A 21,399-nucleotide genomic window follows, 5' to 3' on the forward strand; every position below is an offset into this window, starting at 1 on the left:
CAAAAGCTGATAAGAAATTGACCAAATTGGAACGGGAGTCAGTTTAGGGGGTGGCGATTCGGCCTAGTTATGGACATACTGGCCAGCAAAATTGATTATCTGGCCAACAAGGTCTTGAGGCGTGGAGAAGTAATGCGCACAGTCACTTTTTTCCTGATTGACGAAATGCTGACAACCGGCACGATGCTGCCACTGGAAATGCTGCGCGGTGCCGAGAGCCGCGCACGGGTGGAGGGGCAGAGAGAACCCCTGAGGCTTGTGACAGCGAGCCTGGATGGCAAAGCCGTATCCACGCGTTCCGGTTTTCCCCTGCAACCGGATCTGGCGCTGGCGGATGTACCGGACAGCGACATCATCTACCTGCCGGCACTCTGGCGAAATCCACGGCCCGCGCTTCGCCGCAGCACTGCCTTGCTCGAATGGCTGCGCCAGCAGGCCGAGCGCGGCGCGGCTATCAGTGCGGTAGGAACCGGGGTGTGCTTTCTCGCCGAAGCGGGCCTGCTGGATGGCAAACCGGCCACCACCCACTGGCATTATTTTGAGCGATTTACTCGCGACTATCCTCAGGTGAAACTGAAGCGGCAATACTTCATCACCCAGGCAGACAAACTCTTCTGCGCCGCCAGCGTCAACTCCCTGGCCGATGTCACCGTTTACCTGATTCGACAGCTGTACGGTTCGTCTGTGGCCAGCCATGTGGAGCGCAATTTCTCCCACGAAATCCGTCGGCCGTTTGAAGAAATTGCCTACTCAGAGGGCGCCGTGCATCTGCACCCGGACGAGGAGATTGTCGAGGCGCAAACCTGGTTGCGTGAACACTGTGCCGAGGAGGTGCGTCTGAGCGAAGTGGCAAGCCAATTTGAAATGAGCGTGCGCTCGTTCAACCGGCGCTTCAAGCTGGCCACCGGGCAGACTCCGCTGCAGTACCTGCAGAATGTGCGCGTGGACATGGCGCGGGAACTGCTGCAATCAAGCAACCTCTCGGTAAACGAAATCGCAGAGAAAGTCGGCTATCAGGACATGGGCCATTTCACCGCCCTGTTCAAAAAATTTCTCTCCACGACACCGAGCGACTACCGGACCACAGTCCGCGCGAAATTATTTCGCGTCAACACCTGACCGGGTCACGCTTAACCAGCTCAGGCTGGGCGCGATAAAAAAACCACATCGGGTGCGGCAATTTCCAGCCGCGCACCGAGGTGTTCCGCCAGCCACTGAAAAGACGCATCACTGAAAAAGCAGATATGGGTCGGGTCGCGTATATAGTGCCAGCTGGCAAAGCGCTCGCGGGAAATCACTCGCTTGGTCATGATCGCGAGCAGCCCTCCCGGCCGCAACTTAGACCATAGCGCCGTCAACTCTGCGCCCGGTGCGGACAGGTGCTCCACCACTTCGGTGGTCACGATAAAATCGTAATCGCGCTGCAGTACCTCGCTGTCTGGGGCATAAAAGGGGTCGTAAAGTGCTACCTGGTGCCCTTGCGCTTCGAGCATCCGGGCCAGCAGCGGCGCCGGTCCACAGCCGAAATCCAAACCTTCACTGGCACCCTCCAGACGCGCCAGCAGGGGCTCCGAACAGCGACTCAGAAAACGGCGATACCCCTCATCAGAGACATCGTTCTCATGCAGGTCGTAGTAAGCGCGTTCTTTCTGGGCTGAAAGGTGAAATTCCACAGGAACGAAAACCAGTGCGCAATATGCGCACTGGAGATACTCGCGGAACCGGTCGCGATGATAGGGCTGTGCCGCCGAATGGCGGCACAGGGGGCAGCGCGGAGACAACTTAAGCTTCTTCAGATTAAGTTGCTTCGAATCAGGCCGCTTCGGATTCGGCGGTGGATTTACTCTCCTCCGCCTTGCCGTGCTGGAGCAAATTACCGGCGCCGATTTCAATTTTGCGCGGCTTCATCGCTTCGGGAATTTCCCGCACCAGTTCTATGTGCAGCAGGCCATTAGCCAGCTGGGCGTCGGTGACTTTCACATGGTCGGCAAGCTGGAAACGACGCTCAAAATTGCGCGCCGCGATACCACGGTGGAGGAAATTGCGCGGCGCAGATTCCTCGGGTTTCTTACCCGAAACAGTCAGGCGATTCTGCTCCATCTGGATATCGAGCTCGGACTGCTCGAAGCCCGCCACCGCCATGGTAATGCGATAGCTGTCTTCACCGGTCAGCTCAATATTGTAAGGCGGGTAAGCCGGTTGATTCTGTTCATTGCTGGTCATGCTGTCCAGCAGGCTCGCCATGCGATCAAAACCGATGGCAGAACGATACAGGGGGGAAAAGTCGAAGTTACGCATTGTCATATCCTCAATTCAGAGCAATATTGGTAAATTGCCCGTCCGCAGACCGGGCGTGATCGGCGAGCACCTCAAAAGAACCTGCTCTCCGTAAATACTAGATAGGGGCCACCGGAAAGTTTTCAAGGGCCGAAAAAAGAAAACCTAGCGGGACTTCCGGGCAGAAGGATCGAGCATGAGCAGAAATCACAGAGCGACCAAGCAGGCACAAAACAGGGGCCAAAGCAGAAACCAGGGTCCGAGACTTTTTATCGGTATCCGCCCCGCTCCCGACACGCAGGTTTTTCTCGACACTCTGGTTGCCCACTGCCGCCAACAGCTGGGCCGAAGCAGTGAAAGCGCAATGCGCTGGACCAGCCAGGCCAACCGGCATCTGACACTGGCCTTTCTGGGGGAGACCCCATCCGAGCTTGTGCCGGCACTGGAAGCGGGCATTATCGAAATCGCAGCTCAGAGCAGGCCGTGTCAGGCCCGGGCCGTAACCCTCCACCCCTTCCCACGCAGTAGATCCCGATTACTGGCAGCGGAACTTCTCACAAATCCCGACCTGGACAGACTGCATCGGTTATGTCGCGAATTGATGATCCAGCTCGGCCTGGTTCCGGAGAGCGCCGCTTATCGCCCACATTTCACCCTGGGGCGAAACCAGCGGGGATTCCCGCGATTCCAGCCAGTGGCGCTGGATCGGGTGGTGGAACTGAACAACATTGTTCTCTACGAGAGTCGCCTGGCCCCCGGTGGCAGCCAGTACCACCCGCTTCTCGAAGCGGAGCTCGCCAACAGCAAAGACCCCGGGCATACATAAATGGCCCGCCCTTTCATGGGCCAGCGGGTGCAGGCTTCTGCCGATACCCGTACCCGGGCACAAAAAAGCTCGCCAGAGCGAGCTTAGCGGGGCGGGACAGAGCGGCAGGATGCCACACTCTGAGGCCAGTCTTCAGGGGCTGGCGCTCTCCTGCTGTTTGGGTAACTCCAACGGTTCAAGCGACTCCAGTGGCACGGCTGCCCCGTCGGCGTTAGCCGGCAGCTGCGGCTCGGCCGGCACCTGCGATTCAAGCTGTGATTCGCCTGCCTCGGACGGGACCTCTGCGGCGGGGGCCTCCTGCAAGGCGGTCGGCGCGGAGGGCTCCTCGGACCCGACTGGCTGCTGTGACTGGGCCTGATCCGGTGACTCGGATAATTCACGAGACTGAGGCGACTCGTTCGCGCCGGTTACCGCTCTTGCGTCAACTGACTCCTGGGAAGCGGCCCCTTCGAGTGATTGCAACGCATACTGAGGGTACATGACCAGGCGCGGCCTAGAGAGACGCCTGGCGTCCAGGATGAATACGTAAGGCTCCTGCGCGTCTTCCTCTGGGATGGTGCGACGGAATTTCCAGGTGTTGACCTTGTAGGTCTGCCGCCCGGCCTCCACCGGCGCAACCAGGCGATACTGGTCATGGCCCAGGGACTCGAATGGCACTGACTCGCCCCGTGACGGCTCAAGTACAAGGTAACGGAAAGTTTCCTTACCCTCATCGCCATCTTCCAGCAGCCTGTCCAGGCGCTGACGCTCACGACGAACATAGTCGAGGAGCTCCGGGTCCACTTCGCGCACCACTTCCTGGGCCTCTTCAGGCATTCCAGCAGAGCCTGCTTCCGCAAGCCCTTCCGTGCGCTCCGCCGGCTGTGCGGGGGAAGCAGCTTCCGGCTGCTCTTCCAAAGCCGGCCCCGACACTTCTGATGCCTCTGACGCTTCTAATACTTCTGTTGAAGCCTCTGGCGCAGCTGCGGATGCCTCTTCCAAGCCACCCTCTGCCGGTACCATGCCCTCGGCCTGCTCCGGGATGACCACCGGGTTGCCTGCGACCGACGGTGGCGGCAACTCCGCCTCGCTGGCCGCTACAGGAACCTGCTCGGCCAACGCTGCTTTGCGGCGGTCTTCCTCCGCCCGGGCCAACAGTGCGGCGACAAGATTGTCAATTTTTTCCCTCTGCTGCTGGATGCGGCGCTCGCCGCTGGCGATACCTTCTCGAGCCTCCTGCAAGCGAGCGTTCAACTCATCGTAATTCGACTGAATAAATTCAACTCGCCGGGTACGGCTGTCCACACCCCGTTCAGCCATGGCGAAGCCGTGCTCGGCCTTGTTTAGCTGACGTTCGGTATCGTCGGTGGAGTTGACTAAATGGTCACGCTTGGCCAGCTGCAGCTCGCGACGGTCAGCCTCATATTTGAGCCGGGCTTTTTCCAGGGCCTCTTTGGCCTGCTCCAGCTTGTAGTCATATGAGAGCAGCTCGTTCTCAAGCTCCTCTATCTCGACCTGACGATTCTCCTGCAGCTGCTCCATGCGGGCCAGCCGGTTCTTCTCCCCCGTCAGTGAAGCCTCTGACTGCGCCAGCGCAGTATCCATCCCCACCATCAAAAGACCCGCCAAAATCAGCGAGTAACACTTAGGTATCGCCATAAGAAACAACCTGCTACTAATTATTGTGAGTTATGTAGAACAGAACAGCTCCGAACGTTTTTCCGAGCAAATACCGCTTTAGCCTCTAGTTTGCGCTTAATTCTACGCAGACACCAACAGCCGGGCAATGACCCAAGAGGATAACGCCGCTCGGGGTCTCCCAGCCCCCAAACTCCCTCAGCACTAAACTGCATAGCCGAGCCACCGGGAAAATTGTGACAATTTTACGATCACAACGCTTGATTTTTTCTTCCGCGGGAGCATTATGGGTAACAGGGATAGATTTGCCGTACGCGGTAAAAGACCGGACCGGGCGTAAAACAAACTTCGCTGTTTCGTCAGCCAATCTTCGTTGCGACCTACAGTGTTCCGGGCTCTACCAAACGACAGCTGCTTCCCTAAAGGGCGCCCTACCTTTTACAGCAAACCGCTCCAGCGGCCTGCAAGGTTTCCTTTAACCGGAGGTAATGCCCATGAAATCTACGCCTTACGATAACATCGTGTTCCGCGACATCGATAAATCAGCCGCCCTGGCTGACACCGTCTCCAAAAAACTCGACAAGCTGGAACGTTATTGTGGCGAAATCATCAGCAGTCGGGTGGTACTCGAAGCGCCCCACCAGCACAAACACAAAGGCAAACAGTACAAGGCCTCTGTTGAACTAGGCCTCAGCGGCACCCCGCTCACCATCAGCAATGAGGATGAGTCGATTCACCGTGCGGTTAATGCTGCATTTGCCTCCGCAGAGCGCTGCCTGAAAGAGCGCGGAGAACGCCGCAAGGCGAAGCGGCACCAGAGTGTGGCTCTCCAAGAAGAAACTGAAGAGTAACCCCCGAGTGGCTCGTTCGGTGTGTGAGGACTAATGCCAGACACGCCGCGGGCATACTTCCCCTTGAAGAAGTAAATAAAAAGGCGATGCCAGCGCATCGCCTTTTTCTATTTTGGGTTTGGATTTGGGCAAAGCCTCGCAGCCACGCGGCATTTCCAGTTTGTGCGCCCTTTCAGTTCGCGCCCCCGTTCAGTTCGTACACCCCTTCAGTTTGCGCACCCTGCCAATACCCTCGCACCCGGCATTTTAGCCGCGCTAATCAAACCCTCGCGCTCACCCACAATACTCTCGTTGTTCTACTCGTTGTTCTACTCGTTGTTCTACTCGTTGTTCTACTCGTTGTTCTACTCGTTGTTCTACCTGTCGTTGAGGTGGCTGCCCTGCTGCTCATACGCGAAATAAGCGAACTTCAATCGTCAGGCGTTAGCTGGCTGGGGTGCGCATGGTGACAAACTCCTCTGCCGCTGTCGGGTGAATGCCAATGGTGTGGTCAAAGGTCTCTTTAGTTGCACCGGCCTTGATGGCAATGGCAATGCCTTGAATTATTTCTCCCGCCTCAGGACCCACCATATGCGCGCCGATCACCTTATCATTGCGCGAATCCACCACCAGCTTCATCAAAGTGCGCTCGTCGCGGCCGCTGACGGTGTTGCGCATGGGGCGAAAGTCAGACTTGTAGATGGTCACAGGGATTCCCGAGTCCCGAGCTTCCTCCTCGGAGAGTCCTACCGTACCGATATTCGGCTGGCAGAAAACCGCCGTGGGAATATTGTTGTAATCCATTTCGGCCGCCTGGCCTGTCTGCCAGTGCTTCACCAGCGCCATCGCCTCGGCGAGAGCAACAGGGGTCAACTGGGGCTCCCCGGTGACATCGCCGAGGGCGAAGATCGAATGCACACTGGTGCGGAAATTATCATCTACAGAGATAGTGCCGTCCCGATGCATGACCACCCCCAGCTGCTCCAACCCCAGCCCGCGGGTATTGGCAACCCTGCCTGTGGCATAAAACACCATATCCACAGCCAGCGGCGCACCCTCGGCAGCATGAGCCAGCAATGAGCCATCGTCCTGCTTTTCAATCTTCTCCACCTGCTGATTAAAGTGCAGATGAACGCCTTTCTTGCCCATCTCATCCCGGACAAAAGTGCGAATATCCCGATCAAAGCCACGCAGGAACAGGTCTCTCCGGTAGGAAAGGTGTGTCTCAGCGCCGAGACCGGCAAAAATACCGGCGAACTCCACCGCGATATACCCCCCACCCACCACAAGCACTCGCTTGGGGAATGTATCCATGGAGAAAACCTGGTTAGAGGTCAGGATATGCTCGCGGCCGGGGATATCCGGCACAAAAGGCCAGCCTCCCGTGGCAACCAGTATCCGCTCGGTGGTGTACCGCTCCTCACCGACAACGACGGTATGAGGATCTTCAATCCTGGCCCGGCCATCAATGACGGTGACACCGGCATTAGCCAGCAGGTTGCGATAGATATCGTTCAGCCGGCCGATCTCGGCCGCTTTATTGTCCCGCAGGGTGGGCCAGTCAAAAGTGGCGCCCTCGTTCTGCCAACCAAAGGCCTTTGCGTCCTCGAAAGTCTCTCCGTAGCCACTGGCATAAACGAGCAGTTTCTTCGGCACACAGCCGACATTGACGCAGGTACCGCCCAAATAGCGATCCTCCGCCACCGCCACGCGCATTCCTGAAACCGCAGCCATCCGCGAAGCCCGCACTCCGCCGGAACCCGCGCCAATTACAAACAAATCGTAGTCAAAATCAGCCAAAACTCGCTCCTAAAATTCCTTTGACAGGGCCATTACTGGACTGGTGAACAGTGTAAAAAACTCGCCGGAAATGTCGAGCGAGTCTCATAACAGGAGAAAACATACAGCCAAACCTCACTAGTTGGTACATTCGTGAAGCTTGTCACACAAGCCGGTTTGACTCTTTTTTGACAGTTGGCTATTCATGTGATTGCAGCCACAAGCAGTTGCCTGCCAGCGACAACAACAAACATAAAACATAGGCACACAGCATGAAGCACATTTCCAGCCTTTTGCAGCGAACACTGTGTTTACTCAGCCTGTTAATCTTCTGCAGCGCCAGTTATGCCAAACCGCACCCACCCTACCTCACCGAGAGCTATTGCGAAGGTCTGGTAGAGCAGTTTGTGGGCTCGAGCATGCGCAGCCTCAACAGTTACGTAAACCAGCATTTCAACCTTGAGTACCGCGGCGGTATCCGCAACACGATCCACTTTCTGGATCAGCGCATTGAATGGCTCACTGAGTGCAACGATTATTTAGAAGACACAAGCGAAAGCACGGTCTTCTATAACGAAGGCCTCACACAGGATATCTTTGCGGCAATCCAGGCCCTCTCCAGAGAATTACAGCACGTACAGGACGGCGTGGAGTATTCGGATGAAACCGGCACCAACAACCCCACGCCATTCATAAAGCAACGCTACGATGAACTGGCACAGTTGGTCGAGCGGTATCACACCCGCGTACTACTGGACAAACAGTTTGAGTAAAACCCTCCTCTGTTGTGACCCGCAACCGCTGGCTTAGCCCGACTCAACTATACCGGGCCGGCCAGCGTGGACGGGTTTGCCTGTGGGGCTTGCGGGGCTTGCTAAATCCGCCAAACCCTCTACAACCCTCTACAACCCTCTACAACCGTCAAAGACCAGACCTGCCATACCCGGTTCACCCGGTATTTGCCGAGGGGATATCCCCAGATCAGGCCTGCTCGGGCTCCGCGAGATACGACAGCGCCGCCCTTCCATCTCCACCCCTTAACTGTTTGCTCTTTCTCCGAAACCCCGCCTTCTTTTTTCCTTGCTTCGACCTTCGCGCTGCTCTCTTCGCTTTTTCCTTCGCTTTTTCCTGCGCTTTTCCCTGCGCTTTTCCCTGCGCTTTTTCCTTCGTGTTGTGCGCACCGCTCATTGTGCTTTTGAGTGTACCTGGCCGCACACTGGCAGCTTGCCTCGTATTTCTGTGCATTATTGGCGACTTTTTGCAGTTTATTGCCGCTCGGACTTCGAATACTCCCCGGACGCCTGCCTCATCGCCATGCGCAGTTCGTCCGCACTGGCCGGATCGCGCCCCAGCAACCTTTCCTTGAGGCTACTGGCGACACGCCTTGTCACGGCGCTCAGCCGGGGGCGCTGTTTTTCCGAAAAGGGCACCGGTCGGCAACTGTGCATGGTGGCGAGCCCGATGCGCGACATGAAGAGACTGGCCCCCATCCCCTGCCCCAACCTGGCGGATACCGTGCTCACCACACTGTCACCCAGCAGTTCGGGCCAGAGCTCACTCACCGCGTATTCGCTGGCACCACTGTAGGCGACAAGGTTCAGAACTTTTCTGAACAGACGCCAGCGCACCACCACAGACGGGCGTACACCATAGATCTGCGCCACATCGTCGATCATGCGCATGGATTGCCGCAGGGCCACCAGAACATCCAGTGTGGCAAAGGGACTGAGGCCAACCAGTGCACCGGTGGCGCTGGCGTGGCGAACAACCCGACGCAGCGCCTCCTGGTCCAGGGCCTCAAGAAAAGTCAGCTCAACATGGCGCAGTAATTCGCTGCCATCATAGTAATCCGGGGCTTCCTCCAGTACCCGAGTGAGTAATACGCCCTGGGGTTTACCCTCGAAATGCCGAGCCAAGTCCCGCCGAAATGGCGCGACGGAATCCATCGAGCGACAATCACGCAGCTCCAGTGCCAGCTCCCGGGTTTCCTCGAGCCTGCGCAGTGGCCGGCCAGCGCGAAAAAACTCCCACACGCCACTGGCAATAGTCACCAGCAAGGCGCCAATCACCGTGCCGGCGAGCACCCCCAGTATCCAGTGCCGCTCCGCAGCCCAGCTGAACAGCTGGTGCAGCTCCCAGGCCACAGCGCCCCCGGCAAGGCCAAGCGCAGCAAAAAATGCCGGTTTCCAGAGGCGCAAACGGAATACGGGCAGGCGGAGTTCCGAAAACGAAATCCTGTCGGGCAGAGACTCCCCGGTGGTAATGGAGCGGGGAATACCCTCCGGCTCCTCCGCCAGGGATTCCACCCGTGTCGCGTCTCGCTCAGCCCTTTTCTCCTCGGGCGCCTCCAGGCTCTCAATCCGTGTTTGGCGCCGGCCGGCCGGACTATTGCTATTCATCAGACTTTGTCTCCGAGCAGGAGGTTAAGCAGTGCATCCACACGAATATGGGGAATGCACTCACCCGCTGCCATACCCGCGGGTGGGCGCAGCTGCGGCGGTGCCGCACCCTGGTAATGCTGCCAATCTTCCGCCTCTCCCGGCAGCTGGGCAAAAATCTCGGCATTTTCAAACCCCAGATAACGCCCCTGCAAATCGTGCCCCACCAGCATGCGCCGGCCATCGCGAAGCGTCTCATTGGAGCTGCGTACCGCGGAGATCGCCTCACAGAAAAGCGGTAGCCCCTGGTGTCGGGCGCCGGCAAAGGCCTGCTGCAGCTGGCTGCCAAGCAGCTGGCGCAACGCATCGTGGTCGGCGGCCAGCACCTGATCCACTTTGGTCGCGGCAAAGACCAGGCGGTCGATGCGTGGGCGCCACAGCTTCCGCAAAGGGTTTGAGCCGCCGTAGCGGAAAGTATCGGCGATGTGCGCGAAGGCGAGGCGCATATCGTCGAGAGCCTGTTCCCCGGCGTACAGGGTGCCAATCATATCCACCAGCACCAGTTGGCGGTCCAGATGGCGAAAATGGCTGTGCACAAAGGGGGCGACCAGCTCATCGACATAGCGGCGATAACGGGCTGCGAGCACCTTGTAGTTGCTGTTGTCCGGCAGCGCGTCAAGCGCAGCATTGGTCTGGCCGCGCAGATCCAGGAGCGGCATCACCAGATACTCCTCGCGGTCGAGCAGAGCCCGCCCCGGCTGCAGATAACTGAGCCTGCGGGCGGAACGGCATTCAGAGAGGAAATCCCGGTAAGTGCTCCACAGCCTCTCCAGCTGCCCCGGCTCAGCAGTTGCCGATGGCGACAGCGCCGCCAGTTCCGACATCAGCTGGGGCGCAAGGCCGGTGCGGGCATCGCCATCGAAAATATGGTGCTGGTGTCGACACCAGTCGGCGTAACCCATCCCCAATAGCGGCAAGTCCATCAACCATTCGCCGGGGTAATCCCGCAACTCCACCACCAGGGTGCGACGCCCGGGGCGGCCGAAGCGGCGCGTGCGCAAGTGAATATGAAGCTCCAACGCCGATAGCTGCCGTGTGCTCTTCGGCCAGCTGGGGGGCTGATCGAACAACGCGTTAAGGCACTGGCGGTAGTCGAACATAGGCAGGTCCGCATCCAGTGCCGGCCTGATTTCGGCACCGAGCAGGTCGCCATTCAATGCCGGTCCGAAACCGGGCAACTGGGCTTTGGCCGGGTGGCTCAACTGATAGATAAGGCTGGTGAGAAGGGTGGATTTCCCCGCGCCACTAAGGCCGGTGATACCGATACAGACACGCCGGTCCAGCAGACGCTCCGCCGCCCAGTGGGATTTTTCCCGGGCACCGCGACGCAGGCGTCGCCATTGCTCCTTGAGCTGCCTGCGACCACCCTGCGCGGTTTGCGACTCTGATTCCAACGCCGGCTCCGATTCTGAATCCGATTGCGATCCTGCCATAGACCACTCCATGCGGGTCTGGCGGTGCCGATCACCGCCTGCAAAACCTGAGAATAACAGGCCGGAAGCAGCCTCAGCATCTCAACCGGATACCGGTACTGGAATCAATGCTGCTCCAATACGGGTATCGGCGCGGGTACCGCATGACTCAGGGTTTGCCTGCAACGCAGAGCGGCGGCCACTGGCCGCCGCTCTTTAATGATAGGCCCCCAGCTGGTACAGGGGCTGGAGAGCTTGGATTAGGGTTTCTCTATCTGGGCTTGGGAAGTGAGGGATCAGTCCACCAGAGCAATGTCGCCCGACCCCATCACCGAGAACGACTCCGAACCGGGGCGGCGCAGAACAATATCGCCGGAACCCATCACGCCCCCTTCGGCCCGGTCCGCCTGCAGGTTGCGCCCGATAAAATCCCCGGAACCCATGATGTCGACGCGCAGCGCGCCCACGCGGCCATTGATGACCATGTCACCGGAGCCCTTGATGTCGGCGTCCAGCGCCTCGCCGGCAAAGCTGTCAAGGACCACATCACCAGAACCGCGAATGGACGCCTCGGCGCGCACGGCGAGTACCGTACCAAGAGCCAGGTCACCGGAGCCGGTCACCGAGGCCACCAGAGACTCCGCAGCCACTTTCGCCACCGTCAGGTCACCGGAACCGGTCACATGCAGTCGCAAAGCATCGCTCTCCAGGATTTCCGCCCGCGCCTCGCCGGAGCCGGTCACCGCGATGGATTCCACCACCGGCAGGGAAACCCGGTAATCCACCGACTGCCCACCGCTGACAGTGACTATGCCGAAAAAACGCTTGTGACTGGGCTCCACCCACAGTTTGAGGGTATTGCCCTTCACTTCCGCGCGCGCCAGCGCCACCGCTTCCGCAGTGCCGGAGGCAGCCACAGAGAAACTGTCCCCCTGCACAACCTCCAGAGAGGAACTCCCCTGCAGATCGATACGGGAAAAACCGGACAGGTCAAAGGTCTGCTCGATGGTTTCCTCCGCCAAGGCGGCAGTGGTCAGGGCAGACAGCACAAGCGCCAGGGCTGCCAGAGCGGCATTGAAACGGGTCATAAGGGCCATGGACTATTCTCTCGTAAAAGTTTCTCGTTACACCCAAGACGCGACCAATGGCCACTTTGGATGCACGGTCGTTGAAACTTTTTGCACCTCAAGCGCAATCTGCCTCGGAATAGCCGGCCTGGATCAGTGCCGCGCGGATCTTGCCGGCCTCCTCGGCCAGCACCTCGCTCTCGGCAGGCTGCTGCTTGGAAAAGTCGAAGTCATCGAGCGCCTCGACCGGAATCAGATGCAGATGGGTATGCGGCACTTCCAGGCCAGCCACCATCACCCCCACACGCTTCGGGTTGTACACGGCCTTGAGCCCTCTGGAGACCCGCTGGGCCACATGCATCAGGTGCGCAGACAGCGCCTCGGGCACCTCGTCCCAGTGGTTGATCTCCTCCACCGGAATCACCAGGCAATGGCCCGGCTTGATGGGGGAGATGGTCATGATGGCCACCACCTGCTCATCCCGCCAGATGAAGTGTCCGGGCAAATCGCCATTCATGATCTGGGTAAATATGCTCGCCATTTTGTTTGGCCTCCTTGAATCCGTATAAAACAGGCCCCGGCCGTGCAGAAGGCGCACAGCGGTGGCTACAGAACCGCCGAGTCTACCAGCTTCGCCACTATACGCAGACAGTGAATTATCGTCGCGCATGGCGCCACAGGCTTTTACCCGAACAGCGTCGCCGAAAACCACGCACTGACAGTAAACGAATGCTGACTTATCAGACACAACCCACAGACACTCAATCTAAAGAAGTAAGTGACAATTTTTTGACAATTGACTGGCAGTTTTCTGTGGTTGCCCTAATCTCCAAGCCATCCGGAAAAGCGCCGTCACCCAATCTCACATTTTTCGATGTCGTACCGTCAGTATCAAAAAAACGCGACAAGGCCGGCTAAAACTCCAGCCACAACGCCAAGGCGGCAACCGTAACCGACAACCACAACGGTATTTCATTTCGCGGGTTTTCATTGTATTCAGGGACAGGGTAAAAACTAGCAAGCAGCAATTACAGCGGCTTGGATCGCGAGGCCACAGAAATAGATGGCCGTGACGATTTCAAAAGATGCCATTCAGCGCCGCTTTTAAACCAACTGGGGGAGTCAATAGATGGCTACGCTTTTAGAGCAAGTCGGTGGCAACCGGTTTGTGACCGATACAGTGGCAGAATTTTTCCATGCCATCGCTCGACATCTCTCCGATGACGACAGCGATGAGCACCGCAAACAGCAGGCCCGCCAGGCAAAATTCCTCACCCACGCCCTGTCCGGCACACAGGAACCGGTGCGCTCAAGCCGCGCCAGCTTCCTGGCTCTGGGGCTGAACCCAATGCTTTTCGAGGCGCTGCTGGAGTTTCTGGAAGGGCGGCTGCTCGAACTCGGCTTCCCTGACCAGCTGACTAGCGCACTGGTGGAAAGCGCCAGCAGCCTCTACGGCAACTGCGATCCGCAACTGTCCATCGCCTGCTGAAAATCACCCGCCAGCCACCGGCTGCTGCCTGCTACTGCGGCCCCGGGCGGTTGCGACATGGCGGAGCGCTCAATACAATGGCGCTTCGCAGCCTTTATCCCCCGTGTGCCTCCTTGCATTCGGTAAGCGCTACTCCATTCACACTCGATTCTCAGAGATTTCCCCATGAAGATTGCCAACCACTCCGTAGTGGAGATGCACTACACCCTGAAAGACGCAGAAGGCACTGTCATCGACTCTTCCTCCGGCGGTGAGCCGCTGAAGTACCTGCAGGGTGTCGGTAACATCATCCCCGGACTGGAGCGCGAGATGCTCGACAAGAGCACCGGCGACAAGTTTACCGCCGTCATCCCGCCGGAAGAGGCTTACGGCCCGCAAAACCCAGAACTGATCCAAACCCTGCCGCGCAGCGCCTTTGGCGGCGTGGAGGAACTGAAAGTCGGTATGGCTTTCCGTGCCCAGAGCACCGATGGCCAGCCGATTGAAGTCGAAATTATCGATATCGACGGCGACAACGTCACCATCAACGGCAACCACCCGCTGGCGGGTGTGGAACTGCACTTTGATGTGGAAGTGGTCTCCGTGCGCGAAGCCACTCCGGAAGAGATCGACCACGGCCACGTGCACTGATCTCAAAGGCGGCGGCTCATGGCCGCCGCTATCTCGCCCTTCCCGTCCTGTTGCTCGCCGCTCTCGATACAGCGAGTTCCCCTCAGGCTCCGCCCTTGCCTCTCATCCCTCGGCATCAAATTACTGCTGCGACGCTCTGCTTTCCCGAAAACAAATGGCCCGACAGCTCTCCACGTTAGCGCCTCATCCCCTCAGCCTGTCAACCTGTCAGCACCTCGGTATCGGAACAGTATTCTCCCGACAATGGGCAATTAGGCAGTTTTGCCGCAAACCACCCCTGCCACTACCATTGGCTGCGAGATCAGCGGTATGACTACTGGGGGCAGAGTCTCAAGGCTTAAAGTTGCCTTAAAAGTGCCTTGGCGATGACTGGAAGTGCCTTGGCGAAGACTGGAAGTGCCTTGGCGGTGACTGGCAGGGGCTTGGAGCTGCCTTCAAACTGCATAAAACACTAGCCAATACAAATGGACGCGCTCCCTGTATGCCCCCCGACCTACCCGCCAGAATCATTCTGTTCGACAGCGCCTGCAACCTCTGCAATGGCTGGGCAGGCTTTATCCTGAAGCATGACAGAAACGCACGCTTCACCCTGTGCCGTGTACAATCGCCCGCCGGCCAACGGCTGCTGTGCGAACTTGGCCGCCCACTGGACACTTATGCAACACTGCTGTACCTGGAAAACCCAGGTGTAAACAGCGGGCAGGTCTATGAAAAAAGCGCGGCGGTTTTGCGCATCATGGCGCAGCTGCCAATGCCCTGGCGCGCGGCCAAGTGGTGTCAGCGGGTGCCTGAACCGCTGCGCGACTGGGTCTACGACCGGGTGGCCGGCAATCGCTACCGGCTGTTTGGTCGTCGCCAGAAGTGCCGGCTGCCGGGCGCGGCTGAAAGACAGAGATTTCTTGAAGATTTAGATGAGCATCATGTTAACTGAGCAATATCGACAGCGCTTCGGCGGCATCGGTCGCCTGTATGGAGAAGCGGCACTGGAAAAGCTGAACGCCGCACATTTCATTGTCATCGGTATTGGCGGCGTGGGCAGCTGGACGGCGGAGGCCCTGGCCCGCTCGGGCGTGGGCAGCCTTACCCTGATCGATCTCGACGATATCTGCATTACCAACACCAACCGCCAGAGCCACGCGCTGCAGGGCACCATCGGGCAAAGCAAGGTGGAGGTCAGCGCCGAGCGTCTGCGCCAGATCAACCCGGAAATCCGCCTGAACACCATCGAGAATTTCGCAGCCAGCGACAATCTCGACGCACTGTTGAACCCCGAGGTTCGCCCCGTCGATGTCGTCATCGATGCCATCGACGCCGCACGAGTCAAGGCAGCCATCGTGGCCTACTGTAAACCGCGCAAAATACGCCTGGTGACCGTGGGCTCGGCAGGCGGCAAGAGAGACCCGGCGCAGATCCAATGCGCGGACCTGGGCCGCACCACCAACGACCCCATGCTGGCAAAAGTCCGCCAGCACCTGTACCGCTTCCACAATTTCCAAAAATCCCACAAGCGGCAGTTCGGCATCGATGCCATCTACTCCACAGAGCCGATGGTCTATCCGCAGCCGGATGGCCAGGTATGCCAGCAGAAATCGGTCATGCAGAACGGCGTCAAGCTGGACTGCAGCGGGGGCTTCGGAGCCGCGACGATGGTGACCGGAAGTTTCGGTTTCGCCGCTGCAAGCCGCGGCATCGAGCGCCTGTTGCAGCGCCCCTAAGCAGCCGAGAAATTGGCGAGACAGGAACGACGCATCTGGCGCTGCGGGAACATCAACCTTTCAGTTCAGTGAAGCGCAGCGCCTGCGCCAGCAGTGCATAAAAACCATTGCTGCGCGACTGGCTCAGGTGCTGTTTCAGCCCCAGATCCGCGAATACTCCCTCCAGGTCCAGACTGGCAATCTCCTCGCCGCTGCGGCCATGAATCTGCGACAGCAGCAGCGCCGCCAGCCCTTTGACCACCCGGCTGTCGCTGTCCACCGCGAACAGGTGGCGCCCGCCGACCTGCCGGTGTGCCAGCCACGCTTCCGATTCACAGCCGCGCACCAAATAACCGGGCCGACGAATTTCCGGCTTGGGGGCAATCGACTGGCTCCAGCGCATCAGCTCCCGATAGCGATCCTGCCAGCTGCGCTGGGCCGCCAGCCGCTCGATCCGCAGCGCCGACAGATCGTCATCCCGCCAGCCCGCAACGGCGGTATTTTCCGCGGGAATGGTCGCACTGACACGCTGAAATTCCCCCACCGCATGCAGGAATGCTTCACAGTCCTGCCATGTCGTGTAGCCAGCCACCGAGGCCCGCAGGGTGGCGCCCACGCCGGCGGCCCGGCTCAGCGGCTGGGCACAGTGGTTGCCCACCCTGACCGCGATATCCCGCTCGTCGAGCCAGTGCGCCAGATCAGCGGGCGCCCCATCCACCGGCGCGAAGGCCACAATGCCGAGATTGTGCTGGGGCTGGCTCAGCAGTCGCAGGTGCGGCATCTGCGCCAGCTCCCGGTGTAACCGCTGCACCAGCGACTGTTCGTGCGCGGCCATCGCGGAGCGATCCTGCTGGCGCAGAAAAGCGAATGCCGCATTGAGGCCGGCGAGACTGCCGAGGGACGAGGTTCCAGCTTCAAACCGATGCGGCAGACCGGCATATTCACTGTGGTAGAGGCCCACTTCCGCGATCATTTCGCCACCGCCCTGCCAGGGGGGCATGGCGGCGAGCAGCGCTTCACGGCCATAGAGCAGCCCCACACCGGTGGGGCCATAAAACTTATGCGCGGAGCAGACAAAGAAATCACAGCCTGTGGCCTGCACGTCTATCACCTCGTGGGCGGCGAGCTGAGACCCGTCCACAATCCAGTGCAGCGCCCTGCCCCGCAGCTGCCGCGCGATGGCGGCGAGGTCCGGGCGCAGTCCCAGCGCATTGGAGCCTCCGGTCAGGGAAACAATCCGCGTGCGCTCATTCAGCACTTCTTCAAGCCGGTCGAATTCCGGCACCCCGGCGATATGCGGCACATAGCGCAGTTTCAGCCCATAGCGCTGCGCCATCATCTGCCAGGGCACCAGGTTGGCATGGTGTTCAATGGTGGAGAGAACAATCTCGTCGCCCTCGCACAGCCCGGCACACAGGCTGTTGGCGAGCAGGTTGAGCGCCTCCGTGGCGCCCCGGCAGAAGATGACTTCGCGGCTGGTGCGGGCATTGAGAAATGCCGCCGCCTGCGCGCGGGTCTCCTCCACCAGTTCGGTGGCGCGGCGGGCAAGGCGGTGGCTGGAACGGTGGGTATTGGCGTTGCTGTGACGATAGAAGTCGGCGATGGCATCAATCACCGCCGCCGGCCGCTGCGTGGTCGCGGCATTATCCAGGTAGACGAGAGCGCGGTTTTCCGGTTGCTGAAACAGGGGGAAACTGCGGCGGAAATCTTCCGGGGAATAATTGCATGAACTCATTGGTTAAACCGTCACAGGGAAAACAGGCGCTGGGTATTGTCCCGCGTGTGCGCGGCGACCTCTTCCACTGAGATGCCGCGCAAGCGGGCGAGGGCCGCGGCGATCTCCGGTAGGCGTTCCGGACTGTTGCGCTCGCCCTGATGGCCGCACAGTGGCATATCCGGCGCATCACTTTCCAGCAACAGAGACTCCATCGGCATCGCCGCCACCGCGCGACGGGTTTTGCCCGCGCGCTCGTAGGTGATGGTTCCACCGATACCGAGATGGAACCCCAGCTGCCAGTATTCCCGGGCGATCTCCTCGCTGCCGCTGAATGCGTGGATCACGCCACCCTTTGCCGGGCGCACATCCTTGAGGATGCGCAGCGCCTGCGCGTGGTACCGATGCACATGCACAATCACCGGCAGGTGCAGCTCACAGGCTGCGGCCAGGTGCAGGCGAAAGATCGCCTCCTGCCGCTCAAGCGACACTTGGAGGCCCTTGTCGAGGCCGCACTCACCCACCGCGACACAGTCACCGCGCGCCCCGTACTCCAGCAGCCGTTGCCTTAACACGTCAACCGGCAAAGGCTCACGCTCAATCCACCAGGGGTGCAGCCCCACGGCCCCGTACCAGTGCGGCTGCCGGCTCACCAGGGCGAACAGGTCCGGCCACTGCCCGGAGCTGACCCCCGGCACGATCATTCCCCGCACGCCCAGAGCGCGGCAGCTTGTCCACACCCTGTCGCGGTCGTCGGCAAAGGCATCAAAATCGAAATGGCAGTGGCTATCGATCAGTTGCAAAATATTCCCGTATTCAGCCTGGCTCTGTGGCAAGTTTAACACCCGGGGCCGCCCCGCAGACCCAGCCCGCGACTCCGGTTAGAATAGCGCCGCAGAATGACGGAGCCCCCTGTGTTTGAAGCTGTTTTACCCCTGCTGCTGTTTGTGTTTTCCACCAGTATCACTCCCGGCCCCAATAACATGATGATCATGACCTCGGGCCTCAACCACGGCATATTGCGTTCGCTGCCGCACTTTCTGGGTATCTGTCTGGGGTTTCCCGCCATGATTATGGCTATCGGTCTCGGGCTTGGGGCGCTGTTCCAGCAGTATCCGCTGCTGCATCAGGGGGTGCGCTGGGCGGGCATCGCCTATCTGCTCTACCTCGCCTGGCTGATCGCGGGAACGCGATCGGTGGATCGCCAGCAGAGCCCATCGCCTTTCAGCTTCTGGCAGGCGGCGGCTTTTCAGTGGGTCAACCCCAAAGGCTGGGTAATGGCGGTGGGCGCCCTGGCCGCCTTCTCCACACCGGGTGGCAACGCCTGGCTCGATGCGGGCCGGATCGCGCTGGCCTTTATACTGATCGGCGGACCCTGCATCACCATCTGGATGCTGTTCGGCGTCGGCATGCAGCGCCTGCTGCGCGACCCGCTACACCTGCGGCGCTTCAATATCACCATGGCACTGCTGCTGGTGGCCAGCGTGGTGCCGATGATCATCGAATAGCCGGGCCAGCGGGGCTGAGATGAGCCTGGAGCGGATTTTTTAGTCGAGCGTTCAGCAAATTCTTGCCAGGCCCTGCCCGGGTGTTACCCGGCTCCCGCTTCAGCCCTGAGTTCAAGCCTGAGTTCAAGCCTGAGTTCAAGCCTGAGTTCAAGCCTGAGTCCAAGCCTGAGTTCAGCCCTGTTTTGCTACGGGCGCAGTTTTGGCGACGGCCATGCGCTGGGCGCGCCCCACTTCCAGTTCCACACGGAAATTCCTGACCATCTGCCGGAGGAAAAATCGCGGCGCCAGCCGGTACAGAAAAGCCCCCAGCAGCGACCTGTCGAAGGGAAAGATACGCTCTTTGCCCTGCTCCAGCGCAGTGACAATCCGTGCGGCCATCCACTGCGGTGAACGCACCGGGCCGATGGTGCTCTGTTTGTGGCTGGCCTTGCCGCCGTCTCCCGACAGGGCGTTGCGCTCGATATCGGTGGCGACAAAACTCGGATACACCATCAGCACCCGCACGCCCTCTTCCCGCACCTCTTCCCGGAATGTTTCAAAGTACTGGTGCATGGCGCTCTTGGCCGCGCAATAGCCGGCGCGGCCCAGCACCGGCATCCAGCCGGCCATGGAACTGATATTCACCACACAGCCCTGCGCCCGCCGCAGTGGCTCCAGCAACCCCTGAGCGAGTTCCACCGGCGCATGGTAATCCACCGCCATCACACGGCGAATCACGCGGTGACTGGTCACGGTGGAGAGGCTGCGGTGGGTAATGCCGGCGTTGTTCACCAGCAGATCCACACGCACAAAGCGCTCTCGCAGTGTCTCGACCAGCTTAGCGACTGCGGATTCATCGGCGAGGTCGGCCACAAAAGTCTGCCCCACAATGCCGCTCTCGGCGAGCTGCTGCACGCGCCTGTCGAGCGCCTTTTTATCGATATCAATCAGCGCAAAACGGGCCCGGTACCGCGCCGCCAGGGCTTCCACCGTGGCCCAGCCGAGACCGCCGGCAGCACCGGTGACCACAAAGACTTTGTCGTCGCCCCCGCACTCGCTTTTACTCTCGCCTTTACCGCCGCTTTCACTTTCGCCTTTACTTTCACCTTCACCCTCGACGCTACTCAGGGTTTCGCTGACGCACTCTTCGCTCACACAGCCTCCTTCACGGCCTCGCCGGCCACTTCCGGGGGCTGCACGCCCAGCGCTTCGCGGGCGAAGTGGGCAAACGCCTCGGCGGAGGTTTTCTGCGGGATATAACCGAGTTCTTCTTTGAGCTTGCGGTTCAGCAGCACCGGCCGGTATTGCAGGAATACCACCTGTCCGGGCTGGTTGTCGGTAAGGTGCAGGGCGTAGCCGATGCGCAGCAGGAACTTGACCAGCCACACTGGCGGGCGCCGCAGCGGTTTGCGCAGCCGGTGGGCGATTTCCTGCGGTGTCAGCGCACCGTCCCCGGCCAGATTGTATATACCCGCGGCATCGCGGCAGACACCGAACTCGATCGCCCGAATGACATCCTGATCCCAGATAAACACAAACGGGGAATTGTGCCCACCGGGATCGACAATCGCGCGCCCGGAGAACAATTTGGCGATCTTGTTGTTGGTACTGGAGCCGACAATGGAACAGGGGCGGAACACCAGCTGTTTGAGTTGCGGGTGGCGCGCCCGATAGTCCGCCAGCATTTCCTCTACAAGACGCTTGTGGTCGGAATAGCCGAACTCGCGGTTGCCGCGCAGCGGGTGATGCTCCTCAAGCCACTCGGGATTGTCCGGATAGTAGCCGTAGGCGGCGCCGCTGCTGGTGACGGTGATGTGCTGCACACCGGCGTAGACGCAGGCCTTGAGTACATTCTCGGTACCCTCGACATCGATGCGGTATTCCAGTTGCCGGTCGCGGCCCGCCGCCATCACCGAAGCCAAATGCACCACATGCGTGATTGACTCGGCCCGCATCAGCTCGCCGAGAGCCGGGTCGCAGATATCGAGAGCAAACATCGGGAATTGCGCCGGGCAGGAGCGGATATCCACACCCACCACGGACATTGCCGCTGCCAGCAGCTCTCCCAGCTGCAGCCCAACGTAACCGGCCGCGCCGGTGATCAGCACTTTCTTTGCACCCATGGCGAACTCTTATTTC

General features: G+C 59.8%; 22 protein-coding genes. 9 read left to right on the forward strand and 13 right to left on the reverse strand.

What is annotated here, in order from left to right; all coding sequences use genetic code 11:
• Positions 1 to 132: 132 nt before the first annotated feature.
• Entirely contained in the window at positions 133 to 1,119 is a 987-nt protein-coding gene (locus ABEA58_RS10820; protein ID WP_345551404.1) for a GlxA family transcriptional regulator, read from the forward strand.
• Between the two features lie 20 nt (positions 1,120 to 1,139).
• Here the strand turns inward: ABEA58_RS10820 and ABEA58_RS10825 are convergent, their stop codons facing one another.
• A complete protein-coding gene (locus ABEA58_RS10825) occupies positions 1,140 to 1,673 on the reverse strand; it encodes a class I SAM-dependent methyltransferase (RefSeq protein ID WP_345551406.1) in 534 nt (177 codons plus the stop codon).
• 139 nt (positions 1,674 to 1,812) lie between these two features.
• The gene (locus tag ABEA58_RS10830; protein WP_345551408.1) at positions 1,813 to 2,298 is read right to left on the reverse strand and encodes an Hsp20 family protein; all 486 of its coding nucleotides are present in this window, start codon (positions 2,296 to 2,298) and stop codon (positions 1,813 to 1,815) included.
• 175 nt (positions 2,299 to 2,473) lie between these two features.
• Here ABEA58_RS10830 and thpR point away from each other — a divergent pair, with 175 nt between their 5' ends.
• Positions 2,474 to 3,103, forward strand: a complete 630-nt coding sequence (gene thpR / locus ABEA58_RS10835) for an RNA 2',3'-cyclic phosphodiesterase (protein ID WP_345551410.1) — start codon at positions 2,474 to 2,476, stop codon at positions 3,101 to 3,103.
• A 132-nt stretch (positions 3,104 to 3,235) separates the two neighbouring features.
• On the opposite strand, the gene ABEA58_RS10840 is transcribed toward thpR, so the two are convergent.
• Positions 3,236 to 4,741, reverse strand: a complete 1,506-nt coding sequence (locus tag ABEA58_RS10840; protein ID WP_345551412.1) for a hypothetical protein — start codon at positions 4,739 to 4,741, stop codon at positions 3,236 to 3,238.
• Between the two features lie 473 nt (positions 4,742 to 5,214).
• Here ABEA58_RS10840 and hpf point away from each other — a divergent pair, with 473 nt between their 5' ends.
• A complete protein-coding gene (gene hpf, locus ABEA58_RS10845) occupies positions 5,215 to 5,571 on the forward strand; it encodes a ribosome hibernation-promoting factor, HPF/YfiA family (RefSeq protein ID WP_345551414.1) in 357 nt (118 codons plus the stop codon).
• Positions 5,572 to 5,994: 423 nt separating this feature from the next.
• Here hpf and gorA read toward each other — a convergent pair whose 3' ends face one another.
• Positions 5,995 to 7,350, reverse strand: a complete 1,356-nt coding sequence (gorA, locus tag ABEA58_RS10850) for a glutathione-disulfide reductase (RefSeq protein WP_345551416.1) — start codon at positions 7,348 to 7,350, stop codon at positions 5,995 to 5,997.
• 251 nt (positions 7,351 to 7,601) lie between these two features.
• Between gorA and ABEA58_RS10855 the strand changes: the two genes are divergently transcribed.
• Entirely contained in the window at positions 7,602 to 8,102 is a 501-nt protein-coding gene (locus tag ABEA58_RS10855; protein ID WP_345551418.1) for a hypothetical protein, read from the forward strand.
• A 208-nt stretch (positions 8,103 to 8,310) separates the two neighbouring features.
• On the opposite strand, the gene ABEA58_RS10860 is transcribed toward ABEA58_RS10855, so the two are convergent.
• The 5 genes from ABEA58_RS10860 to ABEA58_RS10880 all read right to left on the reverse strand — a co-directional run bounded on the left by ABEA58_RS10860 (position 8,311) and on the right by ABEA58_RS10880 (position 12,787).
• Complete coding sequence (locus ABEA58_RS10860) at positions 8,311 to 8,574, reverse strand: hypothetical protein (RefSeq protein ID WP_345551420.1); 264 nt, start codon at positions 8,572 to 8,574, stop codon at positions 8,311 to 8,313.
• A 20-nt stretch (positions 8,575 to 8,594) separates the two neighbouring features.
• A complete protein-coding gene (locus ABEA58_RS10865) occupies positions 8,595 to 9,728 on the reverse strand; it encodes a TIGR01620 family protein (protein WP_345551422.1) in 1,134 nt (377 codons plus the stop codon).
• Positions 9,728 to 11,200 (reverse strand): YcjX family protein, encoded by a 1,473-nt coding sequence (locus tag ABEA58_RS10870; protein ID WP_345551424.1) that lies wholly within the window; start codon positions 11,198 to 11,200, stop codon positions 9,728 to 9,730. The genes ABEA58_RS10865 and ABEA58_RS10870 overlap by 1 nt, the downstream gene beginning before the upstream one ends.
• Positions 11,201 to 11,475: 275 nt before the next feature.
• Positions 11,476 to 12,276: a GIN domain-containing protein gene (locus ABEA58_RS10875; RefSeq protein WP_345551426.1), complete on the reverse strand. Its 801-nt coding sequence runs from the start codon at positions 12,274 to 12,276 to the stop codon at positions 11,476 to 11,478.
• 88 nt (positions 12,277 to 12,364) lie between these two features.
• On the reverse strand, positions 12,365 to 12,787 hold the full coding sequence (locus ABEA58_RS10880) for an HIT family protein (protein ID WP_345551428.1): 423 nt from the start codon (positions 12,785 to 12,787) through the stop codon (positions 12,365 to 12,367).
• A gap of 588 nt (positions 12,788 to 13,375) precedes the next feature.
• On the opposite strand from ABEA58_RS10880, the gene ABEA58_RS10885 reads away from it, so the two are divergent.
• From ABEA58_RS10885 to tcdA, 4 genes are all read left to right on the forward strand, one after another.
• Positions 13,376 to 13,735, forward strand: a complete 360-nt coding sequence (locus tag ABEA58_RS10885) for a globin family protein (protein ID WP_345551430.1) — start codon at positions 13,376 to 13,378, stop codon at positions 13,733 to 13,735.
• Between the two features lie 165 nt (positions 13,736 to 13,900).
• Complete coding sequence (locus tag ABEA58_RS10890) at positions 13,901 to 14,365, forward strand: FKBP-type peptidyl-prolyl cis-trans isomerase (protein WP_345551432.1); 465 nt, start codon at positions 13,901 to 13,903, stop codon at positions 14,363 to 14,365.
• Positions 14,366 to 14,846: 481 nt separating this feature from the next.
• Entirely contained in the window at positions 14,847 to 15,296 is a 450-nt protein-coding gene (locus ABEA58_RS10895) for a thiol-disulfide oxidoreductase DCC family protein (protein ID WP_345551434.1), read from the forward strand.
• Positions 15,277 to 16,080 (forward strand): tRNA cyclic N6-threonylcarbamoyladenosine(37) synthase TcdA, encoded by an 804-nt coding sequence (tcdA, locus tag ABEA58_RS10900; protein WP_345551436.1) that lies wholly within the window; start codon positions 15,277 to 15,279, stop codon positions 16,078 to 16,080. Before ABEA58_RS10895 ends, tcdA begins: the two co-directional genes overlap by 20 nt.
• Before the next feature lie 52 nt (positions 16,081 to 16,132).
• Here tcdA and ABEA58_RS10905 read toward each other — a convergent pair whose 3' ends face one another.
• Positions 16,133 to 17,794, reverse strand: a complete 1,662-nt coding sequence (locus ABEA58_RS10905) for an aminotransferase class V-fold PLP-dependent enzyme (protein ID WP_345551437.1) — start codon at positions 17,792 to 17,794, stop codon at positions 16,133 to 16,135.
• A gap of 11 nt (positions 17,795 to 17,805) precedes the next feature.
• Positions 17,806 to 18,576: a TatD family hydrolase gene (locus ABEA58_RS10910; protein WP_345551438.1), complete on the reverse strand. Its 771-nt coding sequence runs from the start codon at positions 18,574 to 18,576 to the stop codon at positions 17,806 to 17,808.
• 111 nt (positions 18,577 to 18,687) lie between these two features.
• On the opposite strand from ABEA58_RS10910, the gene ABEA58_RS10915 reads away from it, so the two are divergent.
• Positions 18,688 to 19,281 (forward strand): LysE family translocator, encoded by a 594-nt coding sequence (locus tag ABEA58_RS10915; protein ID WP_345551439.1) that lies wholly within the window; start codon positions 18,688 to 18,690, stop codon positions 19,279 to 19,281.
• A gap of 171 nt (positions 19,282 to 19,452) precedes the next feature.
• Here the strand turns inward: ABEA58_RS10915 and ABEA58_RS10920 are convergent, their stop codons facing one another.
• Both ABEA58_RS10920 and ABEA58_RS10925 read right to left on the reverse strand, forming a co-directional pair.
• Positions 19,453 to 20,415 carry an SDR family NAD(P)-dependent oxidoreductase gene (locus ABEA58_RS10920; protein ID WP_345551440.1) on the reverse strand — a complete coding sequence of 321 codons (963 nt, stop codon included), beginning with the start codon at positions 20,413 to 20,415 and terminating at the stop codon, positions 19,453 to 19,455.
• A complete protein-coding gene (locus ABEA58_RS10925; protein ID WP_345551442.1) occupies positions 20,412 to 21,383 on the reverse strand; it encodes an SDR family oxidoreductase in 972 nt (323 codons plus the stop codon). Before ABEA58_RS10925 ends, ABEA58_RS10920 begins: the two co-directional genes overlap by 4 nt.
• Between the last annotated feature and the right edge of the window lie 16 nt (positions 21,384 to 21,399).

Origin of the sequence: Microbulbifer aestuariivivens, assembly GCF_039545115.1 — a bacterium.
Classification (GTDB): domain Bacteria; phylum Pseudomonadota; class Gammaproteobacteria; order Pseudomonadales; family Cellvibrionaceae; genus Microbulbifer; species Microbulbifer aestuariivivens.